Origin of the sequence: Nonomuraea roseoviolacea subsp. carminata (assembly GCF_024172185.1) — a bacterium.
GTDB lineage: Bacteria > Actinomycetota > Actinomycetes > Streptosporangiales > Streptosporangiaceae > Nonomuraea > Nonomuraea roseoviolacea.
The window spans coordinates 8,604,819-8,622,729 of sequence record NZ_JAMZEC010000001.1 but is presented as its reverse complement, the minus strand read 5'-3'; the positions used below and the strand labels follow the sequence as shown (position 1 = coordinate 8,622,729).

17 protein-coding genes and 2 pseudogenes are annotated in these 17,911 nt (G+C 68.6%); 10 read left to right on the top strand and 9 right to left on the bottom strand.

The annotated features are described in order from the left end of the window. Nucleotides 1-385: 385 nt before the first annotated feature. The 7 genes and pseudogenes from HD595_RS40040 to HD595_RS40010 all read left to right on the top strand — a co-directional run. Nucleotides 386-580 carry a hypothetical protein gene (locus HD595_RS40040; RefSeq protein WP_253778630.1) on the top strand — a complete coding sequence of 65 codons (195 nt, stop codon included), beginning with the start codon at nucleotides 386-388 and terminating at the stop codon, nucleotides 578-580. Beyond that, nucleotides 562-762, top strand: a complete 201-nt coding sequence (locus HD595_RS40035; RefSeq protein ID WP_253778627.1) for a hypothetical protein — start codon at nucleotides 562-564, stop codon at nucleotides 760-762. The genes HD595_RS40040 and HD595_RS40035 overlap by 19 nt, the downstream gene beginning before the upstream one ends. After that, nucleotides 762-1,328 carry a site-specific integrase gene (locus HD595_RS40030; protein WP_253778625.1) on the top strand — a complete coding sequence of 189 codons (567 nt, stop codon included), beginning with the start codon at nucleotides 762-764 and terminating at the stop codon, nucleotides 1,326-1,328. The genes HD595_RS40035 and HD595_RS40030 overlap by 1 nt, the downstream gene beginning before the upstream one ends. After that, the gene (locus HD595_RS40025) at nucleotides 1,325-1,747 is read left to right on the top strand and encodes a hypothetical protein (RefSeq protein ID WP_253778622.1); all 423 of its coding nucleotides are present in this window, start codon (nucleotides 1,325-1,327) and stop codon (nucleotides 1,745-1,747) included. The genes HD595_RS40030 and HD595_RS40025 overlap by 4 nt, the downstream gene beginning before the upstream one ends. Further along, the gene (locus HD595_RS40020; RefSeq protein ID WP_253778619.1) at nucleotides 1,744-2,070 is read left to right on the top strand and encodes a helix-turn-helix domain-containing protein; all 327 of its coding nucleotides are present in this window, start codon (nucleotides 1,744-1,746) and stop codon (nucleotides 2,068-2,070) included. Before HD595_RS40025 ends, HD595_RS40020 begins: the two co-directional genes overlap by 4 nt. A gap of 177 nt (nucleotides 2,071-2,247) precedes the next feature. Then, nucleotides 2,248-3,105, top strand: a complete 858-nt coding sequence (locus tag HD595_RS40015; protein ID WP_253778616.1) for a hypothetical protein — start codon at nucleotides 2,248-2,250, stop codon at nucleotides 3,103-3,105. A gap of 143 nt (nucleotides 3,106-3,248) precedes the next feature. After that, nucleotides 3,249-4,211 (top strand): annotated as a pseudogene (locus HD595_RS40010) (DUF4158 domain-containing protein); the annotation flags it as partial. Between the two features lie 66 nt (nucleotides 4,212-4,277). Here HD595_RS40010 and HD595_RS40005 read toward each other — a convergent pair. Together HD595_RS40005 and HD595_RS40000 are read right to left on the bottom strand one after the other, a co-directional pair. Continuing rightward, complete coding sequence (locus tag HD595_RS40005) at nucleotides 4,278-5,432, bottom strand: hypothetical protein (RefSeq protein ID WP_253778610.1); 1,155 nt, start codon at nucleotides 5,430-5,432, stop codon at nucleotides 4,278-4,280. Nucleotides 5,433-5,841: 409 nt separating this feature from the next. Continuing rightward, nucleotides 5,842-6,072 (bottom strand): annotated as a pseudogene (locus HD595_RS40000) (transposase family protein); the annotation flags it as partial. Nucleotides 6,073-7,245: 1,173 nt separating this feature from the next. Between HD595_RS40000 and HD595_RS39995 the strand changes: the two are divergent. Both HD595_RS39995 and HD595_RS39990 read left to right on the top strand, forming a co-directional pair. Next, on the top strand, nucleotides 7,246-8,223 hold the full coding sequence (locus tag HD595_RS39995) for a hypothetical protein (RefSeq protein WP_253778607.1): 978 nt from the start codon (nucleotides 7,246-7,248) through the stop codon (nucleotides 8,221-8,223). A gap of 202 nt (nucleotides 8,224-8,425) precedes the next feature. Beyond that, nucleotides 8,426-9,580 (top strand): YncE family protein, encoded by a 1,155-nt coding sequence (locus HD595_RS39990; RefSeq protein ID WP_253778605.1) that lies wholly within the window; start codon nucleotides 8,426-8,428, stop codon nucleotides 9,578-9,580. 266 nt (nucleotides 9,581-9,846) lie between these two features. Here the strand turns inward: HD595_RS39990 and HD595_RS39985 are convergent, their stop codons facing one another. Beyond that, a complete protein-coding gene (locus HD595_RS39985; RefSeq protein WP_253778604.1) occupies nucleotides 9,847-11,202 on the bottom strand; it encodes a sensor histidine kinase in 1,356 nt (451 codons plus the stop codon). Between the two features lie 13 nt (nucleotides 11,203-11,215). Then, nucleotides 11,216-11,896, bottom strand: coding sequence for a response regulator transcription factor (locus HD595_RS39980; RefSeq protein WP_253778602.1), 681 nt, complete (start codon nucleotides 11,894-11,896; stop codon nucleotides 11,216-11,218). Nucleotides 11,897-12,037: 141 nt separating this feature from the next. On the opposite strand from HD595_RS39980, the gene HD595_RS39975 reads away from it, so the two are divergent. Next, nucleotides 12,038-12,343: a hypothetical protein gene (locus tag HD595_RS39975; RefSeq protein WP_253778600.1), complete on the top strand. Its 306-nt coding sequence runs from the start codon at nucleotides 12,038-12,040 to the stop codon at nucleotides 12,341-12,343. A 290-nt stretch (nucleotides 12,344-12,633) separates the two neighbouring features. Here the strand turns inward: HD595_RS39975 and HD595_RS39970 are convergent, their stop codons facing one another. From HD595_RS39970 to HD595_RS39950, 5 genes are all read right to left on the bottom strand, one after another. Then, nucleotides 12,634-13,632 (bottom strand): M48 family metalloprotease, encoded by a 999-nt coding sequence (locus tag HD595_RS39970; protein ID WP_253778597.1) that lies wholly within the window; start codon nucleotides 13,630-13,632, stop codon nucleotides 12,634-12,636. A gap of 3 nt (nucleotides 13,633-13,635) precedes the next feature. Then, complete coding sequence (locus HD595_RS39965) at nucleotides 13,636-14,127, bottom strand: BlaI/MecI/CopY family transcriptional regulator (RefSeq protein ID WP_253778594.1); 492 nt, start codon at nucleotides 14,125-14,127, stop codon at nucleotides 13,636-13,638. Nucleotides 14,128-14,207: 80 nt separating this feature from the next. Next, complete coding sequence (locus tag HD595_RS39960) at nucleotides 14,208-15,437, bottom strand: COG4705 family protein (RefSeq protein ID WP_253778591.1); 1,230 nt, start codon at nucleotides 15,435-15,437, stop codon at nucleotides 14,208-14,210. A gap of 133 nt (nucleotides 15,438-15,570) precedes the next feature. Beyond that, nucleotides 15,571-16,059 carry a hypothetical protein gene (locus HD595_RS39955; protein ID WP_253778589.1) on the bottom strand — a complete coding sequence of 163 codons (489 nt, stop codon included), beginning with the start codon at nucleotides 16,057-16,059 and terminating at the stop codon, nucleotides 15,571-15,573. Between the two features lie 388 nt (nucleotides 16,060-16,447). After that, nucleotides 16,448-17,806, bottom strand: coding sequence for an alpha/beta hydrolase family protein (locus HD595_RS39950; RefSeq protein ID WP_253778586.1), 1,359 nt, complete (start codon nucleotides 17,804-17,806; stop codon nucleotides 16,448-16,450). Nucleotides 17,807-17,911: the final 105 nt, after the last annotated feature.

Sequence of the window (17,911 nt, the reverse complement as noted above, 5' to 3'; positions counted from 1 at the left end):
CCTGAGCGACGACAAGCCGGAGTTCGGGTACGGCGCGGCGGTCGCCCGTTTAAGAAATAACCCCTGAGTTCCCGACCGTCTCTACCGCCCCGGTTGCCGCTGTTGTGGCCTGGGAGCTGGGACTTTCCACCTTCTCCAGTTCGATCACGTTGGGTTGAAGTAGCTTCACTCTTTGTGAATCTCTGTCGGTGTGTCCGAGCTTCTTGCTGACTGGGTAAAGGCGAGGAGGCCGAAGTTGGGCCTGGCGGTGGTGAGGGATCTTCGGGTGGCGCGTGCTCCAGCCACGCCCGAGGACCTGGAGGCGCTGGAGACCGACGTGCTGGCCGGGTTCGTACTGGCGCGAGCGGCGGCGGGGTTGTAGGACGGGACGATCTCCTCTGACGTGATGCACTTGGAACAGGTGCGCGCCTGGTTCGGCCGTCCGCTGTGGGAGATGGAGCCTGCCGACGCCGATGTGTACTTCGGCAAGGTGTTGCGCACCACGGCCAAGGGCACCCGGCTGTCGCGCGCGCAGGCGCTGAAGACGTTCTTCGTGTTCCTGGAGTTGCGGCCGGTCATCTGGTGGAGATCCACCAGATGACCGGCCGCGTGGTCGAGTGCCCCATCGATGAGATGAACCGGCCCCGCGGCCGTCAGGAGGCCCGGCTGCGCATTCCGCTCAGCGCCGAGCAGGTCGACCGGCTATTCGCCGGCTGGCGCGAGGACCTGGCCACCTGCCGCAAGTTCGCCCGGCCGCGCGTAACTACACCGCCGCCAAGCTGATGAGCGAGGTCGGGCTCCGGGTCAACGAGGCCTGCAAGCTCGACCTGGCCGACATCAAGTGGGACCTGGGCCGCTTCGGGAAGCTGCATGTCCGGCACGGCAAGGGCGCCCGCGGGTCCAGACCGCGCGAACGGATGGTCCCGCTGATCAACAACGCGGCGTTCACCCTGCGCTGGTTCGTGGAGGATGTCTGGGGGCAGTTCGGCGATGACCACACCCGACCAGGTGTCCCGCTGCTGCCCTCCGAACGCAAGAACATCGACGGCAGCGCCGCCCGGGTCGGCGACGAGACACTCCGCACGGCGCTCTCGGGGAGCGCCGAACGCCATCTGCCAGACTGGTCCGAGGTTCTCACGCCGCATGTCCTGCGGCACTTTTGCGCCTCCCAGCTCTATCTGGGCGGGATGGACTTGCTGGCGGTCCAAGCCGTCCTCGGGCATGCCTGGGTGGCCACCACGATGAAGTACGTCCATGAACCCGGAACCCACATCGAGGACGCCTGGATCGCAGGCCAGCAGCGTGCCGCCGCCCGCCTGACGGGACTCGGGAAGGGACGGACATCGTGACCGCGCACCCCGCCGAACCGACGGGCGGCTACTGGGCTCAGCGGGATCTGGCCTGCGCGCTCACACTCGGCGCCACCGGACTCACCTGCGTCCGCGCCGGTGTCGAACTGCTCATCGACTCCGATATCTGGCTGCATCGGCCCGATTTCGTCGAGCAGTTCATCACCACCGATAACAGCGTGGCCAGCACGCTGGCGTTCGTCGACTGGGAGGAGGCGATCACCGCCTTGGACTCCGGACGGCTGCCCTGCAGTAGTGGCGAACGCGCCGTCCTGCGGATCGCCGCGAGCATGAGCGGCGGCATCCCGGTCGACTTGCGCGACGCGCTCACCGGCCTGGACCCGGTCACCCGCGCCCTCGCGGCGACCGCAGTCCGGCACTCGGCCGGGCTACCCACCCTGCATACGGAGAGCACATGAGGTGGAACCTGCGGCTGGCCGCCGCCAACCGCGGTATCTGGAAGGCCAGCGAGCTGCAGCGCATGCTCGCCGACCGAGGCTTGACGATCAGCGCCGGGAAGATGTCCGGGCTATGGTCGGGCGAGCCGGCCAGCATCAAACTCGACGACCTCGACGTCATCTGCGCCGTCCTGGGCTGCGGTGTCGACGAGCTGCTCATCCCCGAACCCGACAAGGTCAAGCGCACCGACGAACAGTCCGGTCAGCAGCCCTCAGTAGTCTCGTCCGGAGGTCCGTCGGTGACCCCCAGGCGGCGGGACGGACGCTCCCTGCCGCCGGTGTGACATGACCCGTCGCGGATGTCCCCGACCGCCCTCGACCTGCACCGGCTGCCTGGCCTGGGGATCATTGCCGCTGCGATTGTTCTGCGGAGCGTGTCAGTCCTTCGGCGTGAATCACGAGCCCGGTGAGTGCGCGGCCTGCCACCGGATCGTTGCGCTGAAGAAGGGATACTGCCGGCTGTGCTGGATTCAAGCCAGTCTGGAGGCCAGTACTTCACCTCAGGCGCGGGGCACCGTTTTGGAGCCGTTCCTGCGCAAGATCCGCCATCAGCAGCTCTTCCTGGCCGACTTGCAGCGTCCGCGTTCGAGGAGCTCGCCGGTCGGGCGCCGTGGGCGCCGCAGGAGTCGGCGTCCTCCGCCACAGTCGCCGCAACCCGCACCGCCCGCCGGCTGGCTGGCTGGCTCCAGCTCAAGTTGCCGATCGAGGTCCGCAGAGACTTCGGCCGCTTCGACCGGCGCCGACACGCCGACCCGACCAACCCCTGGCTGGTCCGCGCACGCCATGCCGCCAAGACCATCGGTGAGGCACGCGGCTGGACCGGCCGAGTGCTCAGCGATGTCGACCGCGGCTTGGTCATCCTGCTCAGCACCGCCGACGGTGACAAGATCCGCCACTCCGAGCTGTTCCCGGTACGGCGCGCCTATGGATTGAGTGTCGAACGCACCGTTGAGATCCTCGACCAGATCGGCCTGGTGGAAGACGATCGCATCCCAGCTTTCGAGTCCTGGCTGGAGCGCAGCCTCGCCGATCTGACCCCAGCCATTCACGCCGAGGTCGAGCACTGGCTCCGAACCCTGCGGGAAGGTGGTCCCCGATCACGGCCTCGCAGCCCTGAAACCGTGTGGGCCTACCTGCGCGCCGTGCGCCCCGCGCTGCTGACCTGGTCCGACCGCTATGACCACCTGCGGGAGGTGACTCGCGACGACATCCTCGCAGTCGACGCTCTCACTGGTCACGAGCGACATCACACGCTCAGCGTCCTGCGGTCCCTGTTTCGCCATTGCAAGAAGTCCCGCGCCTGCGGACGTGAGACGTGAGTGGGAGCTGGAAGACCTGATCGAGTGCTGGACGCTGGATGAGGAGGAGCTCGCCTTGTTGGCGAACAAGTCCGGGGCCACGCGCTTGGGCTTCGGGCTGATGCTCAAGTTCTTCGAGTTGGAGGCGCGGTTTCCTCGCCCGGGAGGACATCCCGCGGCCGGCGGTGGAGTTCATGGCTGGGCAGGTCAAGGTCGACGCGGCCTTGTTCGCCTCCTATGACTGGTCAGGCCGGACGATCAAGAATCATCGGGCGCAGATCCGGAACTTACACAGCTTCCGAGAGCCGACGATGGGCGATGAAGACAAGCTCGCGGACTGGCTGGCGGACAAGATCTGTCCGGTGGAGATGTCGCGGGACCGGCTGCGGAGCGCACTGCTGACGCGCTGCCGTGAGGACCGGATCGAGCCGCCAAAGACGACCCGGATCGAGCGGGTCCTGGGCGCGGCGGAATCGATGTTCGAGCGGCAGTTCACCGAGACGACTGTGGCACGTTTGTCGGCCACCTCGGTCGGCAAACTGCAGGAGCTGATCGTCCCCGATGACCTCACCCCGGACAGTGACACCGACACTGACACCGGGGGCGAGGGCGCCACTGAGAGCGAGGGCGAGGAGCAGGCCGCTCGGGCCGCCAGACGCGCGTTTCTGCAGGACGAGCACGAGAACATGATGGCAGCCACCCGCCACGCCGCGGAGCATGGCATGGACGCTGCCTGGCGGCTGCCCGCGGCGCTCACCCAGCCGCTGCGACTGCGCCACTGCCTGACCGACACCGCTGAGCTGCACACCCTGGCCGCCACCGCCGCCGAGCAGGCCGGCAAGCATCGGGAGGCCGCCGTCGCCCACCACAACCTCGGCGCCGTCCTGGAGCACCTGGGCCGCTACCCCCGCAGCACGGTACCCACGTCGCCGGTGCCCTCAACGGCGGCGACCAGGATCATCAGCTGGGCTCCGTCCGGCAGCTGGGCGATGCGGGTCGCGTACGCCTCCTGGATCTGGCGCGGCAGCGGCATCGGGGTGTGGGAGGTCGGCGGTGCGCGGCAGCTCGATCAGCGTGAGGCCTGCCGCTCGGGCACCGCCTCCCGCGCGAGCCGTATGGCCCAATGACAACAGGCCCCAAGGAGATTTTCCTTGGGGCCTGCTCATGCGGCCGTCACTTACCCGGCGACTGTGTCATCCCTTACAGCCGGGCACGATCCCCGCGCAGTTGGTGGGCCTGTTCTTGAAGATCTTGGTGTACAGGAGCGTAACCTTGGCACCGAGCCAGTTGTTGATGCCGCCGCCGATTCTGGCCGCCCGGTTCTCCGTGACCTTGCTGTCTGCGAGAGTCAGCAGGGTCTGGTCGGCTTGCGGGTCCTGCTCGTTGTTGATGCCGCCGCCGTCGCGGCCGGCCTGGTTCTCCTCGACCACGCTCTTGTTCAGGGTCGCGGTGCCTTCGTTGTTGATGCCGCCGCCATCCTGGCCGGAGACGTTCTCCTCGAAGGACGTACCGCTGATGGACAGCGTCCCGTCCTCGCTGTTGTTGATGCCGCCACCCTCGAGGCCGGCCCAGTTCTGCTCGAACTCACTGTCCTTGATCGTCGCGGTGCCGAGATTGTTGAGGCCGCCGCCGTCGTCGTCGCGAGCCTCGTTGTTCTCGACGTCGGTCCGCTCCAGGAAGAGCGTGCCCTGATTCTGGATGCCGCCGCCGTCCTCGTCCGCCGTGTTGCCCGTGACCTTCGTCTTTTTGAGGATCAGGATGCCGGCCGCGTTGTTGCTGAGGCCGCCGCCGTCCCCGGCCTCGCCCAGGACCGGGGTTGTGACCACATTGGTCAGCACGCGACTGCCATAAAGGGTGACGGTGCCGCCTTCATTGGAGATGCCCCCGCCGTCGCCGCCGGCCTGGTTTCCGGCGACGGTGCTGTAGAAGAGCCACAGCTTGCCCTCGTTGGCGATGCCGCCGCCGTCTCCCTCGGTGTCGCCACCGGTCACGGTGACGTCCTTAAGAGTCAGCTCGGCGTTCTCGTTGACCGCGAGGATACGGAACAGGTTCACTCCGGCTCGCGACGAGCGGATCAGGGTCGAGTCGTCGCCGATGATGCTGACTTTTCCGGTAATGGCCGGTAGAGCGTTGCCCGAGTCCGCGAAGTCGTCTTCGAAGCGATAGGCGCAGTCCTCGGCCAGCGTGACCGTGCCGCCCTGGGGGTTCGCGTTCACCAGAACGATGGCGTTGATGAGCCCAATGACGTCGCCGCAGTCTACGGACACCTTCAAAGCTGCTTGGTCGGCCATGGCTGGCGTGGCGCACCACAGGCTGAGGCTCGCCGCCGCAGCTGTTCCAGCGAGCATGAGACGCATTTTCATACGTTTCCTTTCCTGTTCGGTTCCAAGGGGGCCCACGGTTTCGTGGGAGACGAAACCGTGGGCTCCAGGGGCCCTGTCAGGCGTACCATGCGTTTCGGGTGTAACTCTTTGTGGCCGCGTGCGACATTTGTAAGTCCATACCAACGGCTGTCAGTATTTGATCTGGCCGCCTATCCTGCCGGATCGGTCAGGCGAGAAGGGGCTGTGTCTCGCTTTTGCGGTAGTTCGGACATGCAAGAGGGCGCCAGGGTTCGAGGCTGGCGGTCTGACTGCGGCAGTATTCACTAATAGGCTTGAATGCCAATTCTCGGAAAAATGGGTCGCGTCGGTTTAAAACAAGCGGATCCGGAAATCGGCTTACCGACAGATCTCGATCAGTGAACTCATTTCATCCTCACGCCGCTTGGGCGATGCGGTGGTTTTGAAGGACGGCGATGGCCTTGCACAGGTGACCAGCCTTGGACGGGCTGCAGCGGAGCTTTCGGAGGATCTTCCAGCTCTTCAGCTGGGCGTTCGCGCGCTCACCGGGTCCTCGGAGTTTGGCGTGGGCGCGGTTGGCCTGCTTCTGGGACTCGGGCTTGTCCTTGCCCTTGACCCTGCTGGCTAACTCGTGGCGCGCGTGGGGTGTGGTCCGTGACTTGGCGGTAGCTGGCGTGGATCATGAAGGGCGGCCGTTTCCCCTCATCCCGGCTGCGGTTGGAGTGTTTCGGTGTCTGTGCAGCCGCGTCCGTGGCCGGAGCTGTCGCCGCAGGTGGCTGAAGCGATCCGGGTGATGTATCGAGGACGCCCGGCTTACCTGGTTTGATCCGGGCTTCGGTCACGGCGGTGGGAGCGGCCTGCCATCTCGGCGTTTGGGCGTCACCGCCGGCCCACCGGACGACGATGACGCTGCAGCGGGCTGGTCGGGTGTTTCCTCGGTGGGACGCTGGACCTTGCCGGAGTCGGGGATGAAGAGTTCCTCGACGCCGCAGCGAGCACGACGCAGATGATGTTCAGGTCCGACAGCTTGATGCTGGCCGGCTCCCCAGACCACAGACCGGACATACGGAAGGCGCACCATCGGCGCCGATTGGCAGGGATGGCCACTCGGGGGTAAAAGATGGCGAAATACCTGGTCAGCGCACCCGTCATATCCGAACAAAGGTGGACAGGCGCAACGGTCCCCGCTGTGTCGCGGTAGGTGGGCTCGGGTAGGCGACGTTCGTCTGCCTAGCTCGGAGTTCAGCATGACGGCCACTCGCCCGCGTGCGCCAGCGGCCGTCGCCTTGATGTGGCGTTCCGTGGCGACATCCGACCGTGCTCCTCGCGTTGGTCAGCGTCCTGTACGGTGTGGCGCAGCTCGTGGTGGTCTCACCTCGGATGGGCATCGGCTGGGACGAGGCCATCTACGCGAGCCAGTACGCGGCCCACGCGCCGCCTGCGCCCTTCAGCGCGCCCCGCGCGCGGGAGGTTCCGCTGCTGGTCGCCCCGGTGGTGGCGGTGACCGACTCGGTGTTCGCGTTGCGCCTTTTTCTGACCGCGGTGTCCTCCCTTGCCCTGTTCGGCGCGTTCCTCGTCTGGGTGCGCGTGCGCGCTGAGCGGTCCGTTCCGCTCGCGGCGCTGCTGTTCGGCGGGTGCTGGTTGTCGCTGTTCTATGGTAACGAGGCCATGCCGAATTTGTACGTCGCGCTTGGCGGGGTCGCGGTCACCGGCTTGGTCGTGCTGGCCGTCCGCTCCCGCTCGGTCGCCGGGATCACCATCGGCCGCTCTGGACACGCGGTGATCGGCCCCGCCGAGCCGGTCACCCGTTCCTGGGGGGGTGCCGGCCGGGCTGGCCGGATCGCTGGCCGTCGTGTCGTTGATGCGGCCCTCGGATGCGCTGTTCCTGTCGCTGCCGCTCGCCTGCGCGGCACTCGTTGTGCTCGGGCGGCGCGCGCTCGTACCGCTCGCCGCCATCGTGGTGGGACTGGCCGTCGGCTGGGGGCAGTGGCTGGTGGAGGCGGAACTGAGTTACGGTGGCATCGCCGCCCGGCTGCGCGAGGCGAGCAAGGCCAACGTGACCGGCCTGACCGTGTCCCTTGTGGAGCATGCGCGGGCGTTGGACGGCCCGTCTTTGTGCCGGTTCGGCGTGAAATGCGGTGACGTCTCGCCGGTCGCGCTGGCATGGGCGCTGGCCATCCCCGCGATGACCGTCCTCGGCCTGTGGTTGGCCCGGCGTGCTCACCGTCTCGGCCCCGTCTTGCTGGCCACGATCACCGGTGTCACGATCGCTCTACCGTACCTGTTTTATGTCGGTTACGTCGCTCCGCGCTTCCTGATGCCGGCATATGCCCTGCTGTCGCTGCCGGTCGCGGGGGCCGTAACGGCGCTGCGACCGCGCGGCCGGTGGTGGGTTCCGGTCATCGTGCTGCTGGCCGTCGGGGTGCTCGCCCACCTGACGCTCCAAGGCACGTACGCGCATCGGATAGCGGCCCACACCCTCCGGGACAGGGCGCGGATGGGCCTGGCTGTGGAGGAGCTGCGCCGCCTGGGGGTGCGCCCGCCCTGCGTGATCTACGGCCAGGCTGGCGCGCAGATGGGATACCTGCTCGGCTGCGACGCGCTGGCCATCGCCCAGCGGTTCCCCGACCGCCTTCCGGCCGGCATCCGCCAGGCCATGGAACGCGGAAACCGGCTGGTCATGGTCCACACCAGCGTGCCCCTGCCGCCGTATGCCAGAGCCTGGAGGCAGACCGACCTGCCCGGCCGCTGGAAGGCCCGCTTCGCACCCTGCACCAGAGCACCGACGATGGCGTAGACCTCGTTGTACGGACGGGTGGCGGCATCAGTGTCGAGATCGCGACTCACGACCAGGGTGCGCGCGGCCATGCGCTGCAGTCCTCCTTCGGCCAAGGTTTTAGCCGCAGCAAAAGAGAGATGCCATACGTTGGCCTTGTGCGATCGTGACGTTGACCTCAGTATCGGCCAGCGTTGCCGCGCGCCTTTCTAGGCTGAGGGGCATGCGACTGCGGTGGATGACGAGCATGGTGGTTGCGACCGCCATCGCCGCGGCCTCCTGCGGTGCGCCGCCCGCCCCCATGGGGGCGGTCCCCGAGTCCGCGTCGCCGCTGCGGTCGCCACCGCGGCAGCAGCACGTCCAGGCACCCGCGCGCGAAACACCCACTGACGTCTACGCCCATGACAGGCCAGGAATGCTCAGCCCGCGGGTCAAGAACCTGACCCCTCGCGTGTACGTCCCCAACAGCGAGTCGAACACGGTGGACGTCATCAACCCGCGAACCTTCCGCGTTGTGCACCGCTACCGGGTCGGCGCCCTGCCCCAGCACGTCGTGCCCTCCTGGGACCTGAAGACGCTGTGGGTCAACGAGAACAAGGGCAACCGGCTCACCCCCATCAACCCGGTCACGGGCCGCCCTGGCAAGCCGGTGCCCGTGGGCGATCCGTACAACCTGTACTTCACCCCCGACGGCTCGTACGCCCTGGTCATGGCCGAACGCAACAACCGCCTCGACTTCCGCGACCCGCACACGATGCGCCTGATCCGCTCCCTCGACCTGCCGTGCAGGGGCGTCAACCACGGCGACTTCACCGCCGACGGATCCGTCTTCCTGGCCAGCTGCGAGTTCTCCGGCCAGCTCGTGGCGATCGACTGGCGGCGCCACCGCGTGAAGAAGGTGATCAGCGTGCGGGCGGGGAACATGCCGCAGGACGTCAAGCTCTCGCCCGACGGCCGCCGCTTCTACGTCGCCGACATGATGGCGGGCGGCGTGTGGATCATCAACGCCACCACCTTCCGGCAGGTGGGCTTCCTGCGCACCGGCAAGGGCGCGCACGGCCTGTACGTCAGCAGGGACTCGCGGCTGCTCTACGTCTCCAACCGGGGCGAGGGGACGGTCTCCGTCGTCTCGTTCACCCGTCGCAAGGTGGTCGAACGATGGCGGATCCCAGGCGGCGGCTCACCCGACATGGGCGGGGTGTCGGCGGACGGCAAGCAGCTCTGGCTCTCCGGGAGGTACCACGGAGTCGTCTACGTCTTCTCCACCGAAACCGGCAAACTCCTCCACAAGATCAAAGTCGGCCAGGGGCCGCACGGCCTCTGCTTCTACCCCCAGCCCGGACGCTACTCCCTCGGCCACACCGGCGTGTTCCGATGACCGGCCGCCGAGGCTCACCGGCTCTGCGGAAACCTGGACGCACAGGAAGATCTTTTAGGAGTTCGTCGCGTGGCCACAGAGCCGGGCGCGCGATGATGCCGCGTGCCGAACGAACATGCAGGTCGCGTGCCCAGTCGAAAAGGGGCGAAGCGGGCGGTTGATCGTGGCGGCGCGGATGGCGCGCGTACCGGACCGCACCCATGGTCGAAGGCTGAGCGTCAGACGCGGGTCTTGCGCTCTGGGAAGGCGATGGTTGCCTCTGCCGGTCACCGCGGCAGGATGATGCGAACCACGGCCCCTGCGCTCGCCGGCTGATTCGCCGCCTCGGCGCTCCCTTCGTGAGCTTCGGCCACGGCTTGCACGATCGCCAGGCCCAGCCCCGCGCCCTCGCCGTCGCGGGTGCGGGTGTTATCGGCACGGCGAAACCGTTCGAACGCGGAAGGAAGGAAGCCCTCAAGGAAACCGGGCCCGGAATCGATCACCTCGATAAGGATCCGGCCGTCCTGGCGACGCGCGCGGACGATGATGTCACCACCCGGCGGCGTGGCGCGGAGCGCGTTGTCCAGGAGATTGTCCAGGGCCTGGCGTAGCCGGTCCGGGTCGATGTCGGCGGTGATACCGGCTGGGGCGTCGACTCGCAGGCCGACAGCGCGCCGGCATGCGCGCTTGGTGACGGCGTCCACCGCCCTGCTCAGGATGGGAGCGAGCGGCAGCCGCTGCGGCCGGGCGAGCGGGACACCCTCATCGCTCTGCGCCAGGAACAGCAGATTGTCGGCGAGCCGGCTGAGGCGCCGGCTTTCCTCCGCGGCGTTGTCCACCGCCGCGGCCAGCTCGGCCCGGCTACGGCCCGGCTTGGCGGCGAGTTCCAGCTCCGCCTGCAGGACGGCCAAGGGGCTGCGCAGCTCATGCCCGGCCTCGGCGACGAACCGGCGTTGTCGTCGCATGGCCTCCTGCAGGCGGGCAAGGAGATCGTTGAACGTATGGCCCAGCCGAGCGATCTCATCACGCGTAGCCGGCACTTCCAGACGGGACGCGGGGTCTCGGACATGCATGTCCTCCGCCGCCAGCCGCATCCGTTCCACCGGTCGCAGAGCCGTGCCGGCCAGTAGCCACACCCCGGCAGTGCCGAGCAGGACGAGGCCAGCGACGGCCGCCAGCAAGTCCCGGCGTACCCGGGCGATGGCGCTCTGCGACGGTTCCAGCGACCCGCCGACGACAATGGTCCACTTTCCCGTAGGGCGGGCCACGGGCTCAGCCCGCAGCCGCAACACTTCGCCGTTCAGACGGCGGGTGAGATAGCCGGCCGAGCGCCGTGCGGTGGCCAACTCGGCGGCGTTCAGCAGCGGTCGCCGGCCGGTCGCCTCCGATGCCTCAACCAGCTCTCCAGAAGGGGCGAAGATCTGGGCGAAGGTCGCCCTTGAGGAGGTAAGACGTTCCGGTTCGTCCTGGAAGTTCAACTCGGTGCCGGCCTCGGGCACCACCTGCGCGATCTCCCCCGCGCGCGCCTGCAGCGCAGTGTCCATCGACGTGATCAGACCATCGCGCAGCTGCCGCTCGAACACGATCCCCCCGGACACGGCCAACACCGTCGAGGCGACGAGGTACACGACGAGCAGCCGCACCCTTATCGGCATGTCAGCCTCCGCGCGGTTCTCGCAACCGGTAGCCGAAGCCGCGCACGGTCTGCAGATCGCTCCGCCCGAAAGGCTGGTCGATCTTCCTGCGCAGCAGCCCGACGTACTGGTCAACCACATTGGACACGCCGTCGTAGGCGAAGTCCCACACATGGTCAAGGATCTGCGTCCGGGTCAGCACCTCGCCGGGATGCCGCAGGAACAGCTCCAGCACCGCGAACTCCTTCGCGGTGAGCTCGATTTCCGCAAAGGCGCGCCACGCCTGCCGAGACGCCGGATCCAGCCGCAGATCGCCCACCTGCAGCACGGCGGGACGCTCATGCGCGCCACGCCGCACCACCGCCCGCAGCCGCGCCGTCAACTCGCTGAAGGAGAACGGTTTCACCAGGTAGTCATCGGCGCCGGCGTCCAAACCTCGGACCCGGTCGGCCACGGCGTCACGGGCGGTCAGCATCAGCACCGGTGCCCAGCGCCCGGCGGCACGCATCCGGCGGCAGACCTCGAATCCGTCATAGCCCGGAATCATCACATCCAGCACGATGACGTCGTAGGCGCATTCGGACACCTGCCAGATGGCGTTCTGGCCATCCGTGGCGAGATCGACGGCGTAGCCCTCCTCCGCCAGGCCACGCCGGAGCAGGACACCCATCCGGATGTCGTCCTCGACCACCAGCACCCGCATATAACCGATGCTAGGCCCCGCACATGTAGAGCCCGTGTACGCCCCTGCGTCAGCCCGGCCGTGACGCTTCACCGTCCTTACATCAACGCGGAGCTACGGTCGTAACTCGTCGACACGATGTCGAAAGGAGATGACTGGACGATGCGAACATTTCTGATGACCCTGGCCGCGCTTGCCGTCGCCACGATCACCATGCTGGGACTCGGCTCGAATGCCGCGTCCTCCGCCACGGTGCGCTCGGACATCGCGGGCACCGCGTCCATCACACAGGTCCACCCGACCCCGCTGACGGCCACCACACAGCCGCCCGACCCCGACGAGAAGTCGGGCGAGCACGAGGGCAACAACGCCAAGGCCGAAGGCGACACCCACGAGGATGCCAAGGGGCAGGGCGTCGAGCACCAGTGCCCGCCAAACTGTGACACCGCGCACGGAGAAACGCCCTGATCACTGCGACGCCGAGTGGGCGCCGTTGCAGGAGGGCGCTCATGCGCGCCAGCCGGTCTACGTGTGCAAGCTCCAGCCGGGGCATTCGGGCGCTCATGGGGCGCCGCCACCACCGGCACCGGCACGTTCGTGCCGCCCTGGACAGGCCGGGCGAGACCGCAGGAGCACAGCGGTTTCGCCCGGCCGGCGTCCGGCACCAGGCGGGTGCGCGGCCGCCTCCTGCGCCACGGCCACACCGCCGCTCTCCTGCAGAACACCTGACGGAGCGGCAAAGGCGACGGGCAGGCCTGTCAGCAACCGTGCGCAAATTTCGCCGCCGGACACGCCAACGGCATCGCGGCTTGGTCAAGCCGATCGTCCAGCTGGTCCATGGCCGCCAAGGCACCCACGAGCGTGACCGTGGTGAGCAGGAGCAACCCGACGGCGACAGCGCGGCGCGGGCGCGGCGCCGGAGTCAGCAGGGCGGTCGCGCGCTTGGCGACCTGCCCGTCGGTGGCCGACAGGCTGACGGGTGACATGCCGGTGGACCCGAGGCCACGGCCGCCGGCATCGCCCGCGGCTCGCAGCGCGGCCGCCTTGGCGAGGGCGGCGCGGGCCAGCGCCTGGGCAACCAGGTGACGGCTGCCGACCTGACGTGCTGCGGCCTCGTCGGCGGCACGCTCGACCGCGAATCGCACAGCGCGAGCAGTGGGGCGCAGGAGGGGGTTGGCCGCGCAGGCGAGTTGCGCCAGCTGGATGTGGACGTGGTGCCGACCGGACACGTGAGCCGCCTCGTGGGCGAACACGACGCGGCGTTCGTCATCGTCCAGAGCGCGCAGCAGAGCGGTTGTCACGACGACGCGTGCGGGGGCTCTGGGCAGCGCCGGCACGCTATATGCCTCCGGCAGGCTGTCAGGCACGACGACGACCCCGTCGGGCCCCGGCATCAGTCGCCGGGACGCCCGCGCTGCTCTGAACAGGTCACGAACGATACGCACGGTCGTGGTCACAGCTGCGGCGAGCAGGGACGCGGCGCAGATTCCGGCCGCCGCCTCGGCTTCCACGGGCCACGGCTGCTCGTGGCCGAGCCGTCCCGCCGACCAGCTCCCGAGCAGCGCCACCTGCGGGACCTGCGCGAACGACCAGAAACCCAGCGTGGTCAGCACGATCCCGGCGCCCAGGGCCACGACCACCATCACGGCCGGTACCAACCGGACGGTGGCCCCCGGTGGCAGGGTTCGGGCCATCCATGGGCCGAGAAGGCCGAGCACGAGATTCGCCACCAGCGGTGACCACACCAGCCACGCCATCGCTTACTCGCCGGCCGACGTCGGGTTGTCGTCCGGCCCACCGCTGTCATCGGAGCGGGCAGGCTTCCCGTGGCGGCTGGCTTCGAGATCGCGCAGCAGCTCGGTGAGCAACTGCTCATCCTCGGAACCGAGATCGGCGATGAAATGGGCCAAGACGCCGGCACGGTCGTCACCCGTGCTGAAAACCCGGCGCATCTGCGCGGCCACGGCGATCGTTTGCGCCATCCCGGCATCGGACGCCACTCGGTAGGCGTACGCGCGGCCGGCGGGCTCTCGCTCGGCCAGCCCTCTCTTGTGCAGCCGCGCGAGAGTCGTCATGACCGTGGTGTAGGCGAGTTCTGTGCCCAGCCGGGTCAGAACCTCACCGGGGGTCAGCGGCCTATCGGCCGCGGTCAGGCAGTCGAGGATCGCCTGCTCGAGGACGCCAGGCGGACGCCGCCCCGACATCCGTCGCCGAGGTTCTTCCCCCGGCTGCCGCGGTTGCGACGTGGTCATGTCCATCACCCCAGGCATCTACTACAGGCCTCAATCGTAGGATGCCTCACCCGCGCGGGTGACGTCGAGCCATGAGCGGGTCAGCCCTGCTGGTGATTCAGGGTCTTCTCGAGGGTTTGCAGCGCTGTGGTGCATTGTGCCTGGGCCGGGTGGTCAGCTCGCAGCGCGGTCAGCGCTCCGTCGATCGCGTCGTCCAGGGCGTGCCACTCACTGGGGGAGCGGGGCTTGAGGCCGGCCTCCGCGGAGTCCCAGGCCACCTCGAGATCCTTGATCCGAGTCTTCGCACCGGCGAGATCACCCTTGGCGGTCAGCGCGTTGACGTCGTCGACGATGACCGCGAAGGAGGACAGGTCCCCGAGCTTGGCCGACACCACATGCCGTGCCTGCGGAGTCTTCGCCGACGTCCGGCCCTTCGCCGCCGTCCCCGGCGAGTCGGCGGACGCCGTTGAGGCGGGAGGCTGGTCGGCGGCGCCGGCCGACATCCAGCCGCCGATCCCGACGACGGCGGCGATGCCGGCGGCCGCCCACATCAGGTCCGCCGGGCGGCCAAGGCTCGCCCGGCCCGACTTGCCTTCGGCGTGCGCGTCCGTACGGCGGGCTCTGGTCGCGACCACCTGCTCGCGGGCGGCGAGCACGACGATGGTGGCGAAGAACAGCACGCTGGTCCGGGTCGCGCCCAAGCCGAGACCGCCGAGCCCGTCGTCCTGGGTCAGCAGGTCACCGACGGCGGCGCCCAGCGGGCGGGTCAGGATGTAGGCGGCCCAGAACGCCGGCACCTGCCAGGCCTCGACCCGCCACAGCAGCAGCGTGAGGAGGAAGGCGCCGCCGAACAGCAGTGCGCCGTTGCGGAACCCGATGCTCAACGCCTCGGTGGCCAGATCGCCGGCCGCGGTGCCCAGAGCGAAGGTGGTCAGGATGGCGCCCCAGTAGAACGCCTCTCGCCGGGGCGTGTTGATCGCGGTGATCGACAGGGTCATCTCCTGCCGGTACCAGATGGCGAACACCACGGCCAGCAGCACCGCGAACAGCGTCGTACTGACGTACAGGCTGATCCCGAGGGTGTCGGTGAGGAAGTCGGTGATCTGCGTCCCCGAGATGCTCACCAGGACCACGCTCAGCCAGTAGATCCACGGGGTGTAGCGGCGGGAGGACAGCTGCAGCGCCAGGGCCGCTGCCAGCACGACGAACACCAGACCATCGGTGACCACCGGACCCAGCCCGACGTTGACCGACAGGTAGTCGGCGAACGTCTCCCCGACCGTCGTCGAAAGGATCTTGATAACCCAGAAGGTGGCGGTGACCAGGGGCACCTTGTTCGCCATTCGCTGCCGCGACCGGGTTGGGGCAGAGGTTGACACCATGCGCACGCTCCAGACGGGAAGGGGATGTCGTCGCCGGCAAGGTCCACGGGTACAACACCCGATGACGCCGGCCAGCCAGATACTACTCGCGCCAATAGTAGCAAGTGGGCAAACCTCCGGACTCGTCCACCGGACCCGACTCGCGGGACGCCGACGGCGAGCAGACGACGGCCTTGCGAAGCTCGCGGCGCCCTGGATCGAGCCGAAGGCAGGAGCCGAGTTCCTGCGCGAGCAGGGGCTGCGACCTGACATGGTCCGGTTGCCCGGCACCCACGCACACCGGAGCGCGCCCGCCGACCGTCGTCACGGACGGCGGCCCGTCGTGCTGAGGTTGCCAGAGTGTGGCACCCGTGCTGTATTCACCCGGCAGCGACGCACCCCGCTTGGTCAACACCATCGTGGCCGAGGAACTGGCCAGCCGGGGATAGGTGGTGGTCACGATGTGCCACACCGTTGACAGCGTGGTCGAGACGAAGTGATCATTGCCCAGGCCGCTTCGCTGCTCGGCTGGAACGCGGGTGAGCTCGCCGAACAGATCGGCACGCTGGCCCCGCCCGGAATTAGCCGTCATCACGCAGTTCCACTGCCCGGCGGCGGCGGGCGGCTTCCTGCTGGGCCGCTGCCTTGCCTTCTGGACGGAGAGCGGATCGGCGGCCGCAGAGCCGCCACGCTCTATGCGGGGCTTACGCGGGACTGCAGTTCTCGAGACCGGTCGGTGGTACCGGCGAGCCAGAAGACCGCCAGCTCCATGTGCTCGACGCCACGTACGGATGCGCCAGAAGGTCCGCCTCGTGCCTCGGCCGCTTGCAGCAGGCCGAGAGTCAGTTCCCCGGACTTCACCATCAAGCGCACTCTGCGTGTCGGGCCGTGGCTCACGCTTCCAACATGTGGCACGGACCAGCCCGACGCAACGGCCGACGAGCGAAGTCCGTCCGCCAAACGGCCGGCGGTCTCCTGTTTCACCGCAGCGCGTGGACCTCGGGATAGAGCCGGGCGCCGGCCAGGAGCGAGGATGCCTGATGACGGACTGCCCGGTCGGCGAACTGAGTGATGTAGGCGTTCTGGATGCGCAGGCCGCGCGCTCCGTCGATGGATTCCAGCGGGAACAGGGCGCGGATCGGCGCCGCCAGGTAGATCACGGCGTAGTCGGTGAAGTTGAAGTGGCCGGTTCCGGCGATCTCGTAGCGCCAGACGGGGCCGGTGCTCGCGGCAAGCCATTGCCGGGTTCTGTCGCGCATGCCGCGGTTCTCCGCGTCGTCGGCGCGGCAGGTTCCGGTGACGCATGAGTTCTCGCCGCCGAGGATCAGCGCTGGGGCGCGCAGGCCGGTACGCGTGACGCCGCCGTGCAGAGCTCCGTCCAGGTCGACCGCGCCCGCGCAGGACGGGTCGTCGTGGCAGGCCTGGAATGCGGTCGCGCCGCCGAAGGAGTGGCCGATGTACAGCGGGTGGCTCGCGTCGACGTGCCCGGCCAGGGTTGTGTCCCGGTCGAGTGCGACGGCGCGGGCGGCGACGAAGCGGGCGTCCGCCGTCCACACGCCGATCAGCTTGTCCGCGGTTTTGTCCTCGTCGATGTCGTCGGGCTTGCCAGCCGGCGTGCTGGTGACCGCGTGGCCGTGCAGGACGGTGACGTTGGCGCTGTAGGTCGGGGTGAGGCTCGCCACGACGTAGCCGTGGCTGGCCAGTTCCTGAGCGAGGGAGCTGAACACCGGCGCGTTCAACCCCATCCCGGGCGCGAGCACCACCAAGGGGAACCGTCCCGGCGCCACGGCGGCGGCGTCAACGGCCCGGGTACGCACGGCCGCGAAGCTGCCCTCGCCGAGGCCGGGCAGCGGCGTCGGGATGTGCTGCCGCGCCCACTCGCCAGGCGTGTAGGGCGCACGCGGCCCGCCGGCGTCCCGAAGGGTGGGGTACCAGATCCATATCGACAGCTCACGTGGCAGGCCGGGCCGCGGCGCGAGCGGGTCCGTCCGGCTGCTGTCGGTCCATTCCCGGATCAGGCGCCCGACCCCGTACGCGCCGGTCGGGGCGGGCAGGTCCTGCGGCAGTACCCTTCGTATGATCACCACGCCCAGATACCCGACGACCAGCGCGACGAGCACGAGCGGCATCCCGGCCAGGATCCGGGAGAGGCGCCGCCTGCGGGTCCTGAAGGCCTGAACCAGCAGCATGACCAGGGCGACGATGGCCGCCGATCCCGCGATGAGCCGGCTGATCCGGCCAAGGGTGTCGGGCGGGTAGTCGAGCAGGTAGCCGATCCTGTCGCGGAAGGCGATGGTGACGGGAACGCTCGCGGCCGCGCCGTACAGCGCCGCCCACACCACCGGTGGGCGACGGCGCGGCTCTGTTGAGGGGCACGACGAGCATCCGAACGAAAAGTCCCGCTAGCAGAGCAGCGTTGAGCGGCTTGCCGTGACTTTCCGTTC

What these genes read in the sequence shown, in the direction of transcription:
- HD595_RS40030 (WP_253778625.1), top strand. Translation starts at nt 762, where the DNA reads ATGAGCGAGGTCGGGCTCCGGGTCAACGAGGCCTGCAAGCTCGACCTG.
- HD595_RS39955 (WP_253778589.1), bottom strand. Translation starts at nt 16,059, where the DNA reads ATGACGGCTAATTCCGGGCGGGGCCAGCGTGCCGATCTGTTCGGCGAG.
- HD595_RS39975 (WP_253778600.1), top strand. Translation starts at nt 12,038, where the DNA reads ATGCGAACATTTCTGATGACCCTGGCCGCGCTTGCCGTCGCCACGATC.
- HD595_RS39970 (WP_253778597.1), bottom strand. Translation starts at nt 13,632, where the DNA reads ATGGCGTGGCTGGTGTGGTCACCGCTGGTGGCGAATCTCGTGCTCGGC.
- HD595_RS40020 (WP_253778619.1), top strand. Translation starts at nt 1,744, where the DNA reads ATGAGGTGGAACCTGCGGCTGGCCGCCGCCAACCGCGGTATCTGGAAG.
- HD595_RS39980 (WP_253778602.1), bottom strand. Translation starts at nt 11,896, where the DNA reads ATGCGGGTGCTGGTGGTCGAGGACGACATCCGGATGGGTGTCCTGCTC.
- HD595_RS40005 (WP_253778610.1), bottom strand. Translation starts at nt 5,432, where the DNA reads ATGCTCGCTGGAACAGCTGCGGCGGCGAGCCTCAGCCTGTGGTGCGCC.
- HD595_RS39965 (WP_253778594.1), bottom strand. Translation starts at nt 14,127, where the DNA reads ATGACCACGTCGCAACCGCGGCAGCCGGGGGAAGAACCTCGGCGACGG.
- HD595_RS39990 (WP_253778605.1), top strand. Translation starts at nt 8,426, where the DNA reads ATGCGACTGCGGTGGATGACGAGCATGGTGGTTGCGACCGCCATCGCC.
- HD595_RS40040 (WP_253778630.1), top strand. Translation starts at nt 386, where the DNA reads ATGCACTTGGAACAGGTGCGCGCCTGGTTCGGCCGTCCGCTGTGGGAG.